The sequence below is a fragment of the Nonomuraea fuscirosea genome (assembly GCF_003001935.1).
Taxonomy (GTDB): domain Bacteria; phylum Actinomycetota; class Actinomycetes; order Streptosporangiales; family Streptosporangiaceae; genus Nonomuraea; species Nonomuraea fuscirosea.
This window is the reverse complement of the sequence record NZ_PVNG01000005.1, coordinates 22,741-36,646: the sequence shown is the minus strand read 5'-3', so window position 1 is coordinate 36,646 and position 13,906 is coordinate 22,741. Positions and strand designations below refer to the sequence as shown.

12 protein-coding genes are annotated in these 13,906 nt (G+C 71.6%); 5 read left to right on the top strand and 7 right to left on the bottom strand.

Annotated elements, in window-relative coordinates:
- Positions 1–528 precede the first annotated feature (528 nt).
- The 3 genes from B0I32_RS13045 to B0I32_RS13035 form a co-directional block, all read right to left on the bottom strand.
- Entirely contained in the window at positions 529–1,029 is a 501-nt protein-coding gene (locus tag B0I32_RS13045) for a WYL domain-containing protein (RefSeq protein ID WP_181307336.1), read from the bottom strand.
- Positions 1,030–1,169: 140 nt separating this feature from the next.
- Positions 1,170–3,008, bottom strand: a complete 1,839-nt coding sequence (ilvD, locus tag B0I32_RS13040; RefSeq protein WP_106238392.1) for a dihydroxy-acid dehydratase — start codon at positions 3,006–3,008, stop codon at positions 1,170–1,172.
- A 144-nt stretch (positions 3,009–3,152) separates the two neighbouring features.
- Positions 3,153–3,941 carry a thioesterase family protein gene (locus tag B0I32_RS13035; protein ID WP_245955794.1) on the bottom strand — a complete coding sequence of 263 codons (789 nt, stop codon included), beginning with the start codon at positions 3,939–3,941 and terminating at the stop codon, positions 3,153–3,155.
- A 95-nt stretch (positions 3,942–4,036) separates the two neighbouring features.
- Here B0I32_RS13035 and B0I32_RS13030 point away from each other — a divergent pair, with 95 nt between their 5' ends.
- Positions 4,037–4,747 (top strand): TetR/AcrR family transcriptional regulator, encoded by a 711-nt coding sequence (locus tag B0I32_RS13030; protein WP_106238387.1) that lies wholly within the window; start codon positions 4,037–4,039, stop codon positions 4,745–4,747.
- Between the two features lie 51 nt (positions 4,748–4,798).
- On the opposite strand, the gene B0I32_RS13025 is transcribed toward B0I32_RS13030, so the two are convergent.
- A complete protein-coding gene (locus B0I32_RS13025; RefSeq protein WP_106238385.1) occupies positions 4,799–5,626 on the bottom strand; it encodes a nuclease-related domain-containing protein in 828 nt (275 codons plus the stop codon).
- Positions 5,627–5,840: 214 nt separating this feature from the next.
- Here B0I32_RS13025 and B0I32_RS13020 point away from each other — a divergent pair, with 214 nt between their 5' ends.
- Positions 5,841–6,131, top strand: a complete 291-nt coding sequence (locus tag B0I32_RS13020; RefSeq protein WP_106238383.1) for a hypothetical protein — start codon at positions 5,841–5,843, stop codon at positions 6,129–6,131.
- Positions 6,132–6,138: 7 nt separating this feature from the next.
- Positions 6,139–6,501, top strand: coding sequence for a DUF5130 family protein (locus tag B0I32_RS13015; protein ID WP_146178141.1), 363 nt, complete (start codon positions 6,139–6,141; stop codon positions 6,499–6,501).
- A 42-nt stretch (positions 6,502–6,543) separates the two neighbouring features.
- Here the strand turns inward: B0I32_RS13015 and B0I32_RS13010 are convergent, their stop codons facing one another.
- From B0I32_RS13010 to pepN, 3 genes are all read right to left on the bottom strand, one after another.
- The gene (locus B0I32_RS13010) at positions 6,544–7,494 is read right to left on the bottom strand and encodes a hypothetical protein (RefSeq protein ID WP_106238379.1); all 951 of its coding nucleotides are present in this window, start codon (positions 7,492–7,494) and stop codon (positions 6,544–6,546) included.
- A 141-nt stretch (positions 7,495–7,635) separates the two neighbouring features.
- Positions 7,636–8,934, bottom strand: coding sequence for a serine/threonine-protein kinase (locus B0I32_RS57610; RefSeq protein ID WP_181307334.1), 1,299 nt, complete (start codon positions 8,932–8,934; stop codon positions 7,636–7,638).
- 106 nt (positions 8,935–9,040) lie between these two features.
- Complete coding sequence (gene pepN / locus B0I32_RS13000) at positions 9,041–11,605, bottom strand: aminopeptidase N (protein WP_106238377.1); 2,565 nt, start codon at positions 11,603–11,605, stop codon at positions 9,041–9,043.
- 89 nt (positions 11,606–11,694) lie between these two features.
- On the opposite strand from pepN, the gene B0I32_RS12995 reads away from it, so the two are divergent.
- Entirely contained in the window at positions 11,695–12,315 is a 621-nt protein-coding gene (locus tag B0I32_RS12995) for a mycothiol-dependent nitroreductase Rv2466c family protein (RefSeq protein WP_106238375.1), read from the top strand.
- A gap of 100 nt (positions 12,316–12,415) precedes the next feature.
- Positions 12,416–13,819 carry an aldehyde dehydrogenase family protein gene (locus B0I32_RS12990; protein ID WP_106238373.1) on the top strand — a complete coding sequence of 468 codons (1,404 nt, stop codon included), beginning with the start codon at positions 12,416–12,418 and terminating at the stop codon, positions 13,817–13,819.
- The last annotated feature ends 87 nt before the right edge of the window (positions 13,820–13,906 follow it).

The following is a 13,906-nucleotide window of genomic DNA, read 5'->3' as shown; positions in this document are numbered from 1 at the left end:
CCGGATGCCGGTCGTGCGGTCGTAGACGGCCAGGGCCGCGCGGCCGGGGCGCTCACGCAGGTAGCGCCCCAGAGCCCGGTCCAGAGCCCGCCGCTCGACCGGCGGCAGCGCGCTCCCGTCGTCCTGGCCCGGCAGCAGCCGCGCCAGGGCCGCCGGACGCGGCGCCACGTCCGACGCCGTGCCCGACGCGCTGCCCGACGCTCTGCCTGTCGCCCTGTCCGGTGCTGGGGCCGACGCCGTGTCCGGTGGCCCGTGCGGCGGAACGGGGCCGCCGACGTAGGTGATCAGCAGGGCGGCGAAGAGCGAGAGCTGCCGAACGCGCATGCCCGGGAGCCTGCCACCCGCCACCCCAACGCCCGGGGACCACCCGGTCAAACTTCACCCACGTCTCCCGCCCACCGGGCGCGAAAAGGGGAGGTCCGACCCCGGATCCACCGTCCGGCCCGTCGACCGGCGGATGCGGCCATGGGTCGGCCGACCCCCGGCCGGCGAGTGCGGCCGGGAGTGTCCGGGCGGAGGCCGGATCGGTTATGCGGCCGTGATCGCGCGCCGCTTGCGGCGCTGGAAGGGCAGGAAGCGGTCGGCCAGGTGCGGGCGGGACGGGGTGAGCGTCGGCTCGACCGCGATGATCCGGTCGAACCGGAACGCCCTGATCGCCCGGCGCATCCTGCACACCCCGACCAGATACCAGTATTCGCGGTGGACCAGGCACGTCACCGGCTCGACGTCGCGGGCGGTGATGCTGCCCGACGCGTCGCGGTAGTGCAGGCGGATGTTGAGCCGGCTGGTGATGGCGTCGGCCATGAGCCTGGCCCGGGAGGCCACGTCGGTGGGCAGCGGCTCGGTGAGGGTCTCGAGCGTGGTGGCGATGACGTCGTCGTCGAGCTCCAGGTGCTCGAACGCGTGTTGCAGGCCACGCCGGGCGGTGACGGCCTGCGGCCCCGCGCCGAGGTGGGCGAGGGAGAGTGCGAGTGCGGCGATCTCGGCGGTCGTCAGCGGGCGAGTATCGTGCTTCACGACTGTCGTCATACCCAAAGAATACGGACGACCACCGACAATTTTCGAAAACCTGTGCGGCAGACGGCGACATTCCTGTCACCTGCCGCACAGGTCAACGAATCACCGCGTCACTCTGAACAGGGTCACGCATCACCCTGATCAGGCGCGCGTCACTGTGAGAGCTGGGTCAGGTCGCGGGAGGCGCCCGTCGAGGCGGACGTGGTCATCGCCGCGTACGCCTGCAGCGCCACGCTGACCTTCCTGTCACGGTCGCGCGGCCGGTATCCGCCCAGTTCGGCCAGCAGCTTCTCGCGCCGGGCGGCCAGCTCGGCCTCGGGCACGCGCAGCTCCAGCAGCCGGTTGGGGATGTCGATGTCGATGATGTCGCCGTCCTCGACCAGCGCGATCGCGCCGCCCTCGGCCGCCTCGGGAGAGGTGTGCCCGATCGACAGCCCGGAGGTGCCGCCGGAGAAGCGCCCGTCGGTGACCAGCGCGCACACCTTGCCCAGGCCCTTGCCCTTGAGGAAGGACGTCGGGTAGAGCATCTCCTGCATGCCGGGCCCGCCCTTGGGGCCTTCGTAGCGGATGACGACCACGTCGCCGGCCTTGACCCGGCCGCCGAGGATGCCGTCGACCGCCTGCTCCTGCGACTCGAACACCACCGCGGGCCCGCTGAACGTCCAGATCGACTCGTCCACCCCGGCCGTCTTCACCACGGAACCGTCGCGCGAGATGTTGCCGTAGAGCACGGCCAGGCCGCCGTCGGCGGTGTAGGCGTGCTCGCGGTCGCGGATGCAGCCGGCTTCGCGGTCGAGGTCGAGGTCGTCCCAGCGGTTGTCCTGGGAGTACGCTTTGACCGTGCGCACGTTGCCGGGGGCGGCGTGCCACAGCTCGACGGCCTCGGGCTTGACCGACGGGGAACGCACGTCCCAGGTGGTCAGCAGGTCGGCGAGCGTGCCGCCGTTGACCGTGGTCACGTCGCGGTGCAGCAGCCCGGCCCGGTCGAGCTCGCCCAGGATGGCGGGGATGCCACCGGCGCGGTGGACGTCCTCGACGTGGTATTTGTCCGTGGCCGGGGCGACCTTGCACAGGCACGGCACCCGCAGCGAGATCTCGTTGATCTCCTTGAGCCCGAAGTCGACCTGGGCCTCGCGGGCGGCGGCCAGGATGTGCAGGATCGTGTTGGTCGAGCCGCCCATGGCCACGTCGAGCGTCATCGCGTTCTCGAACGCCTCACGGGTGGCGATCGAGCGCGGCAGCACCGACTCGTCGCCGTCCTCGTAGTAGCGGCGGGTGATCTCGACGAGCTGACGCCCGGCGTCCTCGAACAGCTGCTTGCGCGCCTTGTGCGTGGCCAGGATCGTGCCGTTGCCGGGCAGCCCCAGGCCGATGGCCTCGACCAGGCAGTTCATCGAGTTGGCGGTGAACATGCCGGAGCAGGAGCCGCAGGTCGGGCAGGCGTTCTCCTCCATCGCCAGCAGGTCGGCGTCGGAGACGGAGTCGTCGGCCGAGGCGATCATGGGGTCGATCAGGTCGAGCTTCTTGCCGGGCGTCTTGCCGGCCTCCATGGGCCCGCCGGAGACGAAGATCGTCGGGATGTTCAGCCGGAACGCGGCGAGCAGCATGCCGGGCGTGATCTTGTCGCAGTTGGAGACGCAGATCAGCGCGTCCGCGCAGTGGGCCTCGACCATGTATTCGACGGCGTCGGCGATGAGCTCGCGCGACGGCAGCGAGTAGAGCATGCCGCCGTGGCCCATCGCGATGCCGTCGTCGACCGCGATCGTGTTGAACTCGCGCGGGATCGCCCCGGCCTCCCTGATCGCCGCGGACACCACGTCGCCGACCTCGCGCAGATGCACATGGCCCGGCACGAACTGGGTGAAGCTGTTGGCCACCGCGATGATGGGCTTGCCGAAATCGCTCCCGGCTACGCCGGTCGCCCGGAGCAGGGCCCGGGCACCGGCCATATTCCTGCCGTGGGTGACTGTACGTGACCTGAGGGCGGGCATTGGGCTTCTCCCATCGCTAGCGAGTCCTCACATGTTACGGCCGCCGCCCGGCAACTGAGACAACTGTCCATGTGTCGGACGGCCGTTACCGGATCGTGCCCCGCTCCCGCCCGCCGGCAGGACCGCGTACGCGTGAGTCCCCGGCTACCTCCGGTCCGGCAGCCGGACGGCGGCGAGCTGGGTGGCCTGGGCCACGAGGCGGCCCTTGTCGTCCCAGACGTGCGCCACCTCGTCCATCCTCTCACCCGCGATGTCCGTGGCCGCCAGCCGCACCCTGACCGGCCCCGGGGCGGGCAGCCTGCGCAGATAGGCCGACAGCTGGATCGTCGGCACCCATCCCGACAGCCCCAGGTCGAACGAGACCGGCGGCACCGGGTCCAGCGCCACCAGCAGGCTGAGCGGGTCCCAGTCGGAGCCGTCGGCCAGCCGCTGCCAGCTCGCCATCACCCCGCGCCCGGAGGGGGCGCCGGCGGCGAAGGCCAGGTGCTCGGGGTCCAGTCGCTCCTCGATCACGCCCATCAACGGCACGCTGAGGGTCGCGCCGGGGGGATCGACGGGCATGAGGAAGCAGTCCTGCTCGGGCGGGAGGCGTACCGGCTCGTGCGCCGACCACCAGGGGTCCGCCTCGTCCAGCAGGCCCAGCGTGATGTGCGCCTCGACCCGGAGCCGTCCTTCCTGTACGAGAGCGGCCCTGACCTGGGCCACGGTCCTGCCGACGCGCAGCGTCTCGACCCGCGCGGCGGCCGGGCCCGGCTCCGGCGGCTCGACGAACGTGCCGCTGACGGCCGTGACGTGCGGATGCCCGCCGCCGGCCACGCTCTCGCCGGCGGCCCGGCCCAGCACGGCCAGGAGGTAACCCCCGTGCAGCCGGCTGCCCACGCTCCACTGCGCGTCCAGGGTGGCGGCGAACTCGCCCTCCCCGTACGCCGTCACAGCGGTCGCTTCCTGAAAAGTCCCCATATTAGGTACGCCCCTTCCGCAGAACCTCAGATTGACATCGTCAACTTGACGGCGTCAATGTGAGATCCATGAGCACCAGACGCGTACGCGCCAGGCGCGGAGAGGGAGCCCTGCTCCGCGAGGAGATCCTGCGCGCGGCCGAGGACCTGCTGACCGAGGCGGGCACCGAGGACGCGCTCACCCTGCGCGCCGTGGCCAGGCGCGCCGGCGTGTCCACGCCCTCGGTCTACCTGCACTTCGCCGACAAGGACGCGCTCGTGGAAGCCGTGTGCATGCGGGTGTGGGACGAGCTGGGCCGCCTGTTCACCGGCAACCTCGGCGGCGACCCGTTCCTCGCCCTCGGCAGGTGCGCCCGCGCCTACGCCCGCTTCGCCCTCGACCACCCCGTGCAGTACCGGGTGCTGATGCTGCGCCCCTCAGCGGCGCCGGGCGTGCCGCCGGCCGCCGAGACGGCCTTCCGCCACATGGTGGCCGCCGTCGCCGCCTGCGTGGAGACACGGGTGTTCGAAGGCGACCCGGAGGAACTCGCGCTCGGCCTCTGGTCGGCCGTGCACGGCTGCGTCTCCCTGCTGATCGCGCAGCCGGCGTTCCCGTGGCCGCGCGACCGGGAGGCGCTGATCGACCACATCGTGCGCCAGGCCGGCTTCGGCGCGGCGGTGTACTCGCGGCTGCCCGGCACGCTGCCGCCGAGCAAGGAGCTGGCCGCCCGCCTCGACGAGTTCGGCGCGAGACTGGCGGCCGTGCCGGACGAACCCTCCCGGCGTCAGTCTTCGCCGTAGCGGGCGGGCAGCCCGAGGTCGAGCTCCGCCGTAGCGGGCGGGCAGCCTGGGTCAGTCTTCGCCGTAGCGGGCGGGCAGAGCCTGGGCGGCGATGTCGTAGATGCGGTCGATCTCCGTGCTCGTCAGCGCCCGCTCCCGCTTGGTGATCCACTTGCGCGCGCGGTCGCCCTGGTAGACGTCCACGCCGCGAATGGTCATGATCTTCCAGGGCACGGGCGGGCCGTAGATGGCCAGCGACGGCACCACGGCGATCTCGCGGCCGAACGACTCGCTGATCAGCTCGCTGGCCTGCGACGCCTCCCACTTGGCCTCGGTGAGGCGGGGTTTCATGTCGAACGGGCCGTGGAAGAGCTTCTTGCCCATCTGCACGCGTACGGGCAGCCGGCGGTCCCACTTCTCCGAGTCGACCGCGTAGACGCCCGTCGGGCCCACCACAAGATGGTCGATCTGGGCCTCGCTGCCCGGGATCGCCCTCGCGTGCAGCGTGCGATAGCCGCTGCGTTCGAGCTTGCGCAGCTGTGCCTCGGTGCGCCGCTCCGCCACGGACGACCGCCGCCACGCCGGTACGGAGGAGTTGGAGCGTGCCCGGTAGACCGCCTCGAGCACGGCCGCGATCACGCCCGCGGTCACGCCCACCCGCCAGTCGCGCACGAGGAACCCCACCACCAGACCCGCGGCGACCGCCACGAGCAGCCGGTTGCGCAGGCGGCGGAAACGGGGTTCTTGCAGCAGGTTGCGCACGGACGCGCGCTGGAGCGGCGCGTACGTGGAGGTGGGCGCCGAAGGCTTGGCGGCGGCGGTCTGCTCGCTTTCTGGTCGGTCGCTCAGCCAGATGGGAGACGTGTTGAGACCGTCTTCTCGCTGGTTGTCGGAGTCCACGTCACTCACCGTAGCCCGGGATTTCGATCGATTCCTAGTGTTGCCGCGTCCATAGTTTTATGGCCCAGCTCATCGTGTTCCACGCCTGATATCGGGGTATGTCTACTGTTCTTCTCTAGAGAAGCCCCGTTAAACGATCTTACCGGGAAAAGACGCGGGGCCGCGGCCGGCATCGGGTCTGGCCGGACCCGCCCACGAGGATTACGGTCTTGGTGTGAACAGCGCGGCAGAGATCCTGCTCTTTCTCATCGGAGTGTCCATGGGGCTGTTCGTGCTGATCAGCCTGCTCGTCATGGTGCCGGGGCGCGGATCGCGCCGCCGGATCGAGGCGGGCCCTGTGTGGCTGGGCGGCCCCTCCAGGAGCGAGCGCGGGGTGAGCACCTCAGGGCTGGTGCTGGCCGACCGCGTGCCCTCGTGGGCGGACGTGCCCGAGCACGACTGGGTGGCCGCGGCCGAGACCGCCGAGCCGGGCAGGCGCGTCGGCGGCGCCTCCGCGGGATGGTGAGGTGAGCATGAAGGGACTGACCGCCGCTCAGGCGGACGACGTCAGGAAGGCGCTGCACACCGCCGAGCGCCGCAGCGGGCTGCGGTTCGGCGTCTTCATCGGCGAGCCGGTGGGCGGGCGCCGTCACTTCGCCGAACGCCTGCACGCCGCCCTCGGCGAGGAGGCGGACCGCGCCGTGGTGATCTTCATCGACCTGGCCGGCCGGGGGCTGGAGATCGTCACGGGCGAGGACGCGCGGCGGCGGCTGAGCGACAGCGCGTGCCGGCTGACCGCGATGTCGATGGCCACCGCGTTCAGCGTGGGCGACCTGATCGGCGGCCTGCTGTACGGCATCGCCGCCCTGGGCGAACAGGCGACCGCCCGCCGCTAGCTCTGTGCCCTGCGCGACAGGCGACCGCCCGCCGCTAGCCCGTCAGTGCCGTTCGAGCAGGCGTACGATGTGTTCGCTCACCCCGGCCAGCAGCGACGCCGGCTCGATCGGGGCGTCGGCCACGGCCGAGAACAGCGACGGCAGGCCGGGCAGCGGGAACCCGTCGTCCTTCAGCGCCGCCGTGCCGACGGCGTTCTTGTCCAGCGTCGCCCGGCTGCGCTCCCAGGCGTCGAGCACCTCCTCGGGCGAGGGCACCCCGAACCCGTGGCCCACGGGGGCGGCGTGGCGCAGCCGGACGAGCGGGGTCTCGGCGAAGGCCAGCGCCGTGCGCGCCCGCGACTGCAGGTCGGCGCGCGGCTCGGGATCGATCCAGTCCATGGCCGTGCAGGGGTTGCGGCAGGCCGCAACGCACACCGCCACGGCCCCGGCGACCTGGCTGTGCTGCCGGTCGAAGTAGGCCCGCCAGCCCTCCGCCGGCTCCCCGGACACGCGCAGGGTCCGGTTCGTGGCCGACTGCTCGGACTTGGTGTGGTCGCACTCCCGGTCGCCGATCACGCCGAACCTGCTCCCCGACGCGCTCAGCCCCGCGGGCCACCTGGCGGGGTCGCCGGCGTGACCGAGCTGCGGCTCGAAGGCCAGCAGCGGCAGGTATTCGCTGGCGATGTGCACCGCCGCGATCATCGGGCTCAGCTCGCGCCGGTGCCACCGTACGGCGATGACCTCAAGCAGCAGCCCGTACGCGGGACGCAGCGACTCCAGCGCCCCGCGCGGCTGCTCGCGCGGCGTCTGCGGCATGTGGCAGGCCCGCGCGCGCCGCCGCAGGTCGGCGGGGACCACGCGGGCCTCGGCCGCGAAGTCCTCGGCGTCGAGCGAGAGCAACCGCTGCCCGAACTCGCACACTTCCGCGATCTCGGCGTCCGGCGCGAGCGCGCCCAGATCGGCGAAGGCGTAACGGCGGGCGAGGGCGATGAACAGGTCACGAGTCGAGTCCACGCGACGACTTTCTCACGATCGGCGACCGGACAAGGACATGTGGCCCAGGGATGTCGGTGTCGGGCACGGCCCTCCAGAACCGCCGCCAAGGCCGGCGACGTCCCTGCCACCAGCCCGGACACATTGGCCGTCCTGAGCCGATCAACCCGGGCAGGGAGCGCGGATGCACTGGATCTCGCCGGGCGGCCGGGTGACCGTGGGCTCGGCGGTCGGCTCCTCGGGCCCCGGCGTGGTCGGCTCGGGCGTCGGCTCCTCGGGCTCCGTCGTGGCCGGCGTGGTGGGCGGCGTCGTGCCCGGCCGCGTGGTGGTGGTGGGCACGGCCGACGTGGTGGGCGCCGACGTCGTCGCCACGGGCGCGGAGCGGGTGGGCCTGGGCACCGCCGTGCGCTTGACCGGGGGCGGCGAGGTCAGGTCGCGGCCGGTGACCGGCGGCGAGGCGGGGGTGAACTCGATCGTGGTGCTGCCGATCACCGGCGGCGGCACCTCCTCGCTGGCGGCCGGCCCCGAGGGCCGCAGCCAGACGAAGCCCGCCACGGCCAGCGACACCACCACGGCGGCCGTGATGGTCAGCGCCGCCCGCGTCACGGGCCGCCTGCGCGGCATGGGCAGCGTGTCGGGGGCGCTCAGCGCCTGGCGCGCGGCCTGGGCCATCTCCGGCGCCGTCTGCCAGCGCGCGTCTGGCGCCTTCTCCAGCGCCCGTTCCACCACCTGCCGCGGCCCCGGCGGCACGTCGCCGGGCAGCCGCGGGATGGGGGAGTTGAGGTGCTTGAAGATGATCTGCACGGGAGTGTCGCCCTGGAACGGCAGATGCCCGCTCAGGCACTCGTACGCCACCACGCCCAGCGCGTAGACGTCGACCGCCGGCGTCACGTCGCTGGCCGTGGCCATCTCCGGAGCGCAGTAGCCGGCCGAGCACAACATCGTCCCCGTGGCCGTGAGCTGCCCGGCCGAGGCCGAGTGGGCGATGCCGAAGTCGGTGAGCACCACCCCGCCGTCGGGCCTGACCATGAGGTTGGCCGGCTTGACGTCGCGGTGCACGATGCCCTGCGCGTGCGCGGCGGCCAGCGCGTCGCCGACCTCCGCCACCAGGCGCATGGTCGTCTCCACCGGCAGCGGGCCGCGCCGCAGGACGCGGTCGAGCGACTCGCCCTGCACGTATTCCATGACGAGGAAGCTCACCTGGCGGCCGGCGACGTCACAGGTGCCGTAGTCGTAGACGTCGACCACGCCCGGATGCCTGAGCGTGGCCATGGCCCTGGCCTCGTTGTGGAAGCGCTGGGTGAACCTCGGGTCCTCGGAGAGCGCGGGCATGAGCACCTTGACCGCGACCGTACGCCCGAGAACCGTGTCGTCGGCACGCCAGACCTCGCCCATGCCCCCGCCGCCGAGGCGGTCGCCGAGCACGTAGCGGTCGTTGAGGGTGGTCCCCTGGCCTAGCACGGTTTCGAGGCTAACACCGCGCCCAGGATGCCCACGTCAAGTCCGCGCAGCCGATCGGCCCCCGCGTTCCCGCGAGGGCCGATCGGATGCGTGATCAGGGATGAGATCAGCCGGAAGCGGCGTCCTTCTCCCTGTTGCGCAGAGCGCGGCTGACGCCGTCGGCGCCCTCCAGGATGAGCCGGCGCAGCGCCTGCGGCGGCTGCTCCCCGGCCAGGAAGTCCTGCGCCGCCTGCACCGTCTCCGGCTCGATCAGCAACGAGGGGAAACACCCGACGGCGAACGTCGAGGCCTGGTCGAACGTCCACTCGCGGTAGATCCGGCCCACCTCCGCGAAGTACTTCTCGCGGTACGGCGCCAGCAGCTCGGCGTGGTGCGGGTCCTGGAAGCCGCCGATCGTCGTACGGGCGATGTGGTTGGCCAGCTTGCCGCCCACGATCCGCTCCCACGCCGCCGCCTTGGCCTCGGCGGACGGGAGCGCGGCCCGGCAGAGCGCGGCCTGGCGCTCACCCGTCGCCGTAGGGTCCCGTTCGAGCTCGGCGTCGATGCCGGCCTCGGCCAGCCGGCCGCCGGAGACCAGCGCGTGCACGAGGCTCCAGCGCAGGTCGGTGTCGACGCTCAGCCCCTCGGGCACCGAGCTGCCGTCGAGGATCCGCTCCAGCAGGGTCAGGTCCTCGTCGGCGCTCGCCACCTGCGCGAACGCCTGGAGGTAGGCGAGCTGCTGGTCGGAGCCCGGCTGCGCCGAGCCGAGCAGCGAGCGCAGCTCGGCGGACAGCAGCGCCAGCCCCTCGGGCCGCCAGGCCGGGTCGGCGTACTGCTGCACCGCCATGCGCGCCTGACGCAGCACCGCCTGCAGCACGGTGATGTCGCTGACCGTGCCCGCCCCCGAGACCACCAGCTTGACGTAGTCGCGGGTGGGCATCTCGCCGTCGCGGGTCATGTCCCAGGCCGCCGACCAGCACAGCGCGCGCGGCAGCGACTCGGTGAACGCGGCGATGCCGCCCTCGACCAGCGTCCGCATCGAGGTCTCGTCGAGCCGGATCTTGGCGTAGGTGAGGTCGTCGTCGTTGAGCAGCACCAGGTCGGGCTGCTCCTCGCCGACGAGCTGAGCCACGTCCGTACGGGCGCCGACCACGTCCAGCTCGACCCGCTTGGTCCGGGTCAGCTTGCCGTCCGCCAGCGTGTAGAGGCCGATCGCGACGCGGTGCGAACGCAGCGTCGGATAGTCCGCGGGCGCCTCCTGGAGCACCTCGAACTTGGTGAAGCGCCCGCCGGACACCTCGAACGCCGGCCGCAGCGTGTTGACCCAGGAGGTCTCCAGCCACTCCTTCGACCAGGACGACAGGTCGCGGCCCGAGGTCCGCTCAAGGGCGGTGAGCAGGTCCTTCAGCTCGGTGTTGCCCCAGGCGTGCTCGGCGAAGTAGTCGCGTACCCCGGCCAGGAAGTTGTCCAGGCCGACGTAGGCGACGAGCTGCTTGAGCACCGAGGCGCCCTTGGCGTACGTGATGCCGTCGAAGTTGACCTCGACCGCCTGCATGTCCGGGATGTCGGCGGCGATGGGGTGGGTGGAGGGGAGCTGGTCCTGGCGGTAGGCCCAGGACTTCTCCACGTTCGCGAACGTGGTCCACGCGCCCTTGCCCCACCGCGTCGCCTCGGCCTGCGCCAGCACGGACATGTAGGTGGCGAACGACTCGTTCAGCCACAGGTCGTCCCACCAACGCATGGTGACGAGGTCGCCGAACCACATGTGGGCCATCTCGTGCAGGATCGTCTCCGCGCGCCGCTCGACGACCGCGTCGGTGACCCTGGAGCGGAAGACGTAGTCCTCCAGGAACGTCACGCAGCCCGCGTTCTCCATCGCGCCCGCGTTGAACTCGGGCACGAAGAGCTGGTCGTACTTGCCGAACGGGTAGCGCACGCCGAAGACGCGGTGGAAGAAGTCGAACCCCTGGCGGGTGACCTCCAGGATGTTGTCGGCGTCGAGGTGCTCGGCCAGCGACGCGCGGCAGTAGACGCCGAGGGGGATGCCGTCGTGCTCGGAGGTCACCTTGTGGAACGGCCCGGCGACCAGCGCGGTGATGTACGTGGACAGCACAGGCGTGGCCGGGAACTCCCAGCGCCTGGCCGCCTGGACCGTGCCGTGCCGGCCGGCCTGCTCGGGCAGCTCGGTCACCTGCGAGGCGGCGGCGTTGGAGACGACCTCCCAGCCGGCCGGGGCCAGCACCGTGAGCTGGAACGTGGCCTTGAGGTCGGGCTGGTCGAAGCAGGCGTACATGCGGTGGGCGTCGGCCGTCTCGAACTGGCTGTGCAGGTAGACCTGCTGGTCGACCGGGTCGACGAAGCGGTGCAGGCCCTCGCCCGTGCGCATGTAGGAGCAGTCGGCGTCGACGACCAGCACGTTGGACTCGGCGAGCGAGGAGAGGGGGAAGCGGCCCCGCTCGGCGTCGTAGGCCGACACGTCGAGGTCGTCGCCGTTGAGGGTGACCTTGCGGACGGTGGCCCCGTGCAGATCGATGAAAGTGGACTCGCCCGGCCGGGTGCTGGTGAACCGGACCGTCGTGACGCTCTCGAAGCGCTCCTCTCCCTCGGTCAGGTCGAGTGCGACCTCGTACGACTCGACCTTCAACAGCCGGGCGCGCTCACGAGCCTCGTCCCGGGTCAGGTTGCCTGCCAAGTTGCGCTCCTTTTCACCACTTCGTCGGGGTTGTCCGTATCCTGCCATGCCGGGAATAGGACCCGAACCACCTCAGGTTACGGGCAGACATGACAGAGAAGATTCCCGTGGACCTGTGGTTCGACCCCTCCTGTCCGTTCGCGTGGGTGACCTCGCGCTGGTTGCTGGAGGTGGAGAAGGTCCGGCCGATCCAGCCGCGCTGGCGGCAGATGTCGCTCTACTTCCTCAACGAGGAGAAAGACGTACCCGCCGACTACCTCGAGCGCGCCGCCAAGGCCATGGGCTCGGTCAGGGTCATCGCCGCGGCCGCGGCCAAGCACGGCGAGCACGTCATCGGCCAGCTCTACACCGGGCTCGGCACCCGCCTGCACAACCAGGGCCTGAGCAAGGAGCCCGAGCGCCTGCGCGAGGTCATCGAGGGCGCGCTCGACGACGCCGGCCTCGAGCGGAGCCTGGCCGAGGCCATGCACTCCGAGGAGTACGACGCCACCATCCGCGCCTCCCACGACGAGGGCATCGGCCTGGTCGGCCAGGAGGTCGGCACTCCGGTCATCCGCGTCGGCGACAACGCCTTCTTCGGGCCGGTCATCACCAGGATCCTGCGCGGCGACGACGCGGGCAAGCTGTGGGACGGCGTCCTGGCCGTCACGCAGTTCGACGACTTCTTCGAACTGAAGCGCACTCGCACCAGGCGCCCGCAGTTCGACTGATCCCCGAGGGGGAAGAAAACCAGACCGCGGTGGAAAGGGCTTATCCCTCACTCAGGATGAGCCCTCGCCCTCAGGCATGACGCGCTGTCAAGATGGGGCCATGCGTCAGCTGTATATCGACGGCTCCTGGACCGCTTCGGCATCGGACGACTCCATCGAGGTCGTCAACCCGGCCACCGAAGAGATCATCGATCGGGTGCCCGCGGGTGTCCCCGACGATGTCGAAGCGGCGGCCGGCGCCGCCGCGCGAGCCTTCCCCGAATGGTCCGCGACGGCCTCCACCGAACGGGCGAAACTTCTCGCCGACGCCGCCGAACTGCTGAAACAGCGATCAGAAGAGGTGGCCGGGATCATCGCCACCGACATGGGCGCGCCCCTGGCCTTCGCGCTCAGGGTGCAGACGCTCATGCCGGTGAGCGTCCTGACCTCCTACGCCGCGCTCGCCGCCGAATACCCGCGCGAGGCCCGCGTCGGCAACTCGCTGGTGGTCAAGGAGCCGATCGGGGTGGTGGCCGCGATCACCCCGTGGAACTACCCGCTGCACCAGATCGTGTGCAAGGTCGCGCCCGCCCTGGCCGCCGGGTGCACGGTCGTGCTCAAGCCGAGCGAGGTGGCGCCGCTGGCCGCGTACGCGCTGGCCGAGATCTTCCACGAGGTGGGCCTGCCGCCGGGCGTGTTCAACCTGGTCAGCGGCCGGGGGCCGGTCGTCGGCGAGGCGATGGCGGCCCATCCCGCGGTGGACATGGTCTCCTTCACCGGCTCCACCGCCGCCGGCCGCCGGGTGGCCGCGCTGGCCGCGGAGTCGGTCAAGCGGGTCGCGCTCGAACTGGGCGGCAAGTCGGCCAACGTCATCCTGCCCGACGCCGACCTCGCGCTGGCGGTCAAGGTCGGCGTGGCCAACTGCTTCGTCAACGCCGGCCAGACCTGCTCGGCGCAGACCCGCATGCTCGTCCAGCGCGACCAGTACGACGAGGCCGTCCACCTGGCCGTCCAGGCCGCCCGCGGTTACCGGGTCGGCGACCCCTTCGACGACTCCACCAAGATCGGGCCGCTGGTGTCGGCGGCCCAGCGCGACCGGGTGGTCCACTACATCAACCGGGGTCAGGAGGAAGGGGCCCGGCTGGTGGCCGGCGGCACCGAGCGGCCGCACGAGCGCGGCTACTACGTCGAGCCCACGGTGTTCGCCGCGGTGGAGCCGGGCATGACGATCGAGCAGGAGGAGATCTTCGGGCCGGTGCTGTCGCTGATCCCGTACACGAGCGAGGACAAGGCGGTCGAGATCGCCAACGGCACCAGGTACGGCCTGGCCGGCGCCGTCTGGGCGGGCACCGAGGAACGCGCGCTCGACGTGGCCAGGCGGCTGCGTACCGGCCAGGTGGCGGTCAACGGCGGCCGGTTCAACCCGCTGGCGCCGTTCGGCGGCTACAAGCAGTCGGGCGTGGGCCGCGAGCTCGGCGAGCAGGGCCTCGAAGAGTACCTCGAAGTCAAGTCTCTCCAGCTCTGATGGCACCGAGCGGCCCCTGAACGGCCGCTGGGCGGCTACCACCGGAGGGCGCGGCCACGCGCCGCGCCCCCGGTCGGTGCCGCGGCC

Bases quoted from the DNA above. Each gene is read 5' to 3' on its own strand.
- ilvD (WP_106238392.1), bottom strand. From the start codon at position 3,008: ATGCCCGCCCTCAGGTCACGTACAGTCACCCACGGCAGGAATATGGCC.
- B0I32_RS13030 (WP_106238387.1), top strand. From the start codon at position 4,037: ATGAGCACCAGACGCGTACGCGCCAGGCGCGGAGAGGGAGCCCTGCTC.
- B0I32_RS12990 (WP_106238373.1), top strand. From the start codon at position 12,416: ATGCGTCAGCTGTATATCGACGGCTCCTGGACCGCTTCGGCATCGGAC.
- B0I32_RS13015 (WP_146178141.1), top strand. From the start codon at position 6,139: ATGAAGGGACTGACCGCCGCTCAGGCGGACGACGTCAGGAAGGCGCTG.
- B0I32_RS12995 (WP_106238375.1), top strand. From the start codon at position 11,695: ATGACAGAGAAGATTCCCGTGGACCTGTGGTTCGACCCCTCCTGTCCG.
- B0I32_RS13045 (WP_181307336.1), bottom strand. From the start codon at position 1,029: ATGACGACAGTCGTGAAGCACGATACTCGCCCGCTGACGACCGCCGAG.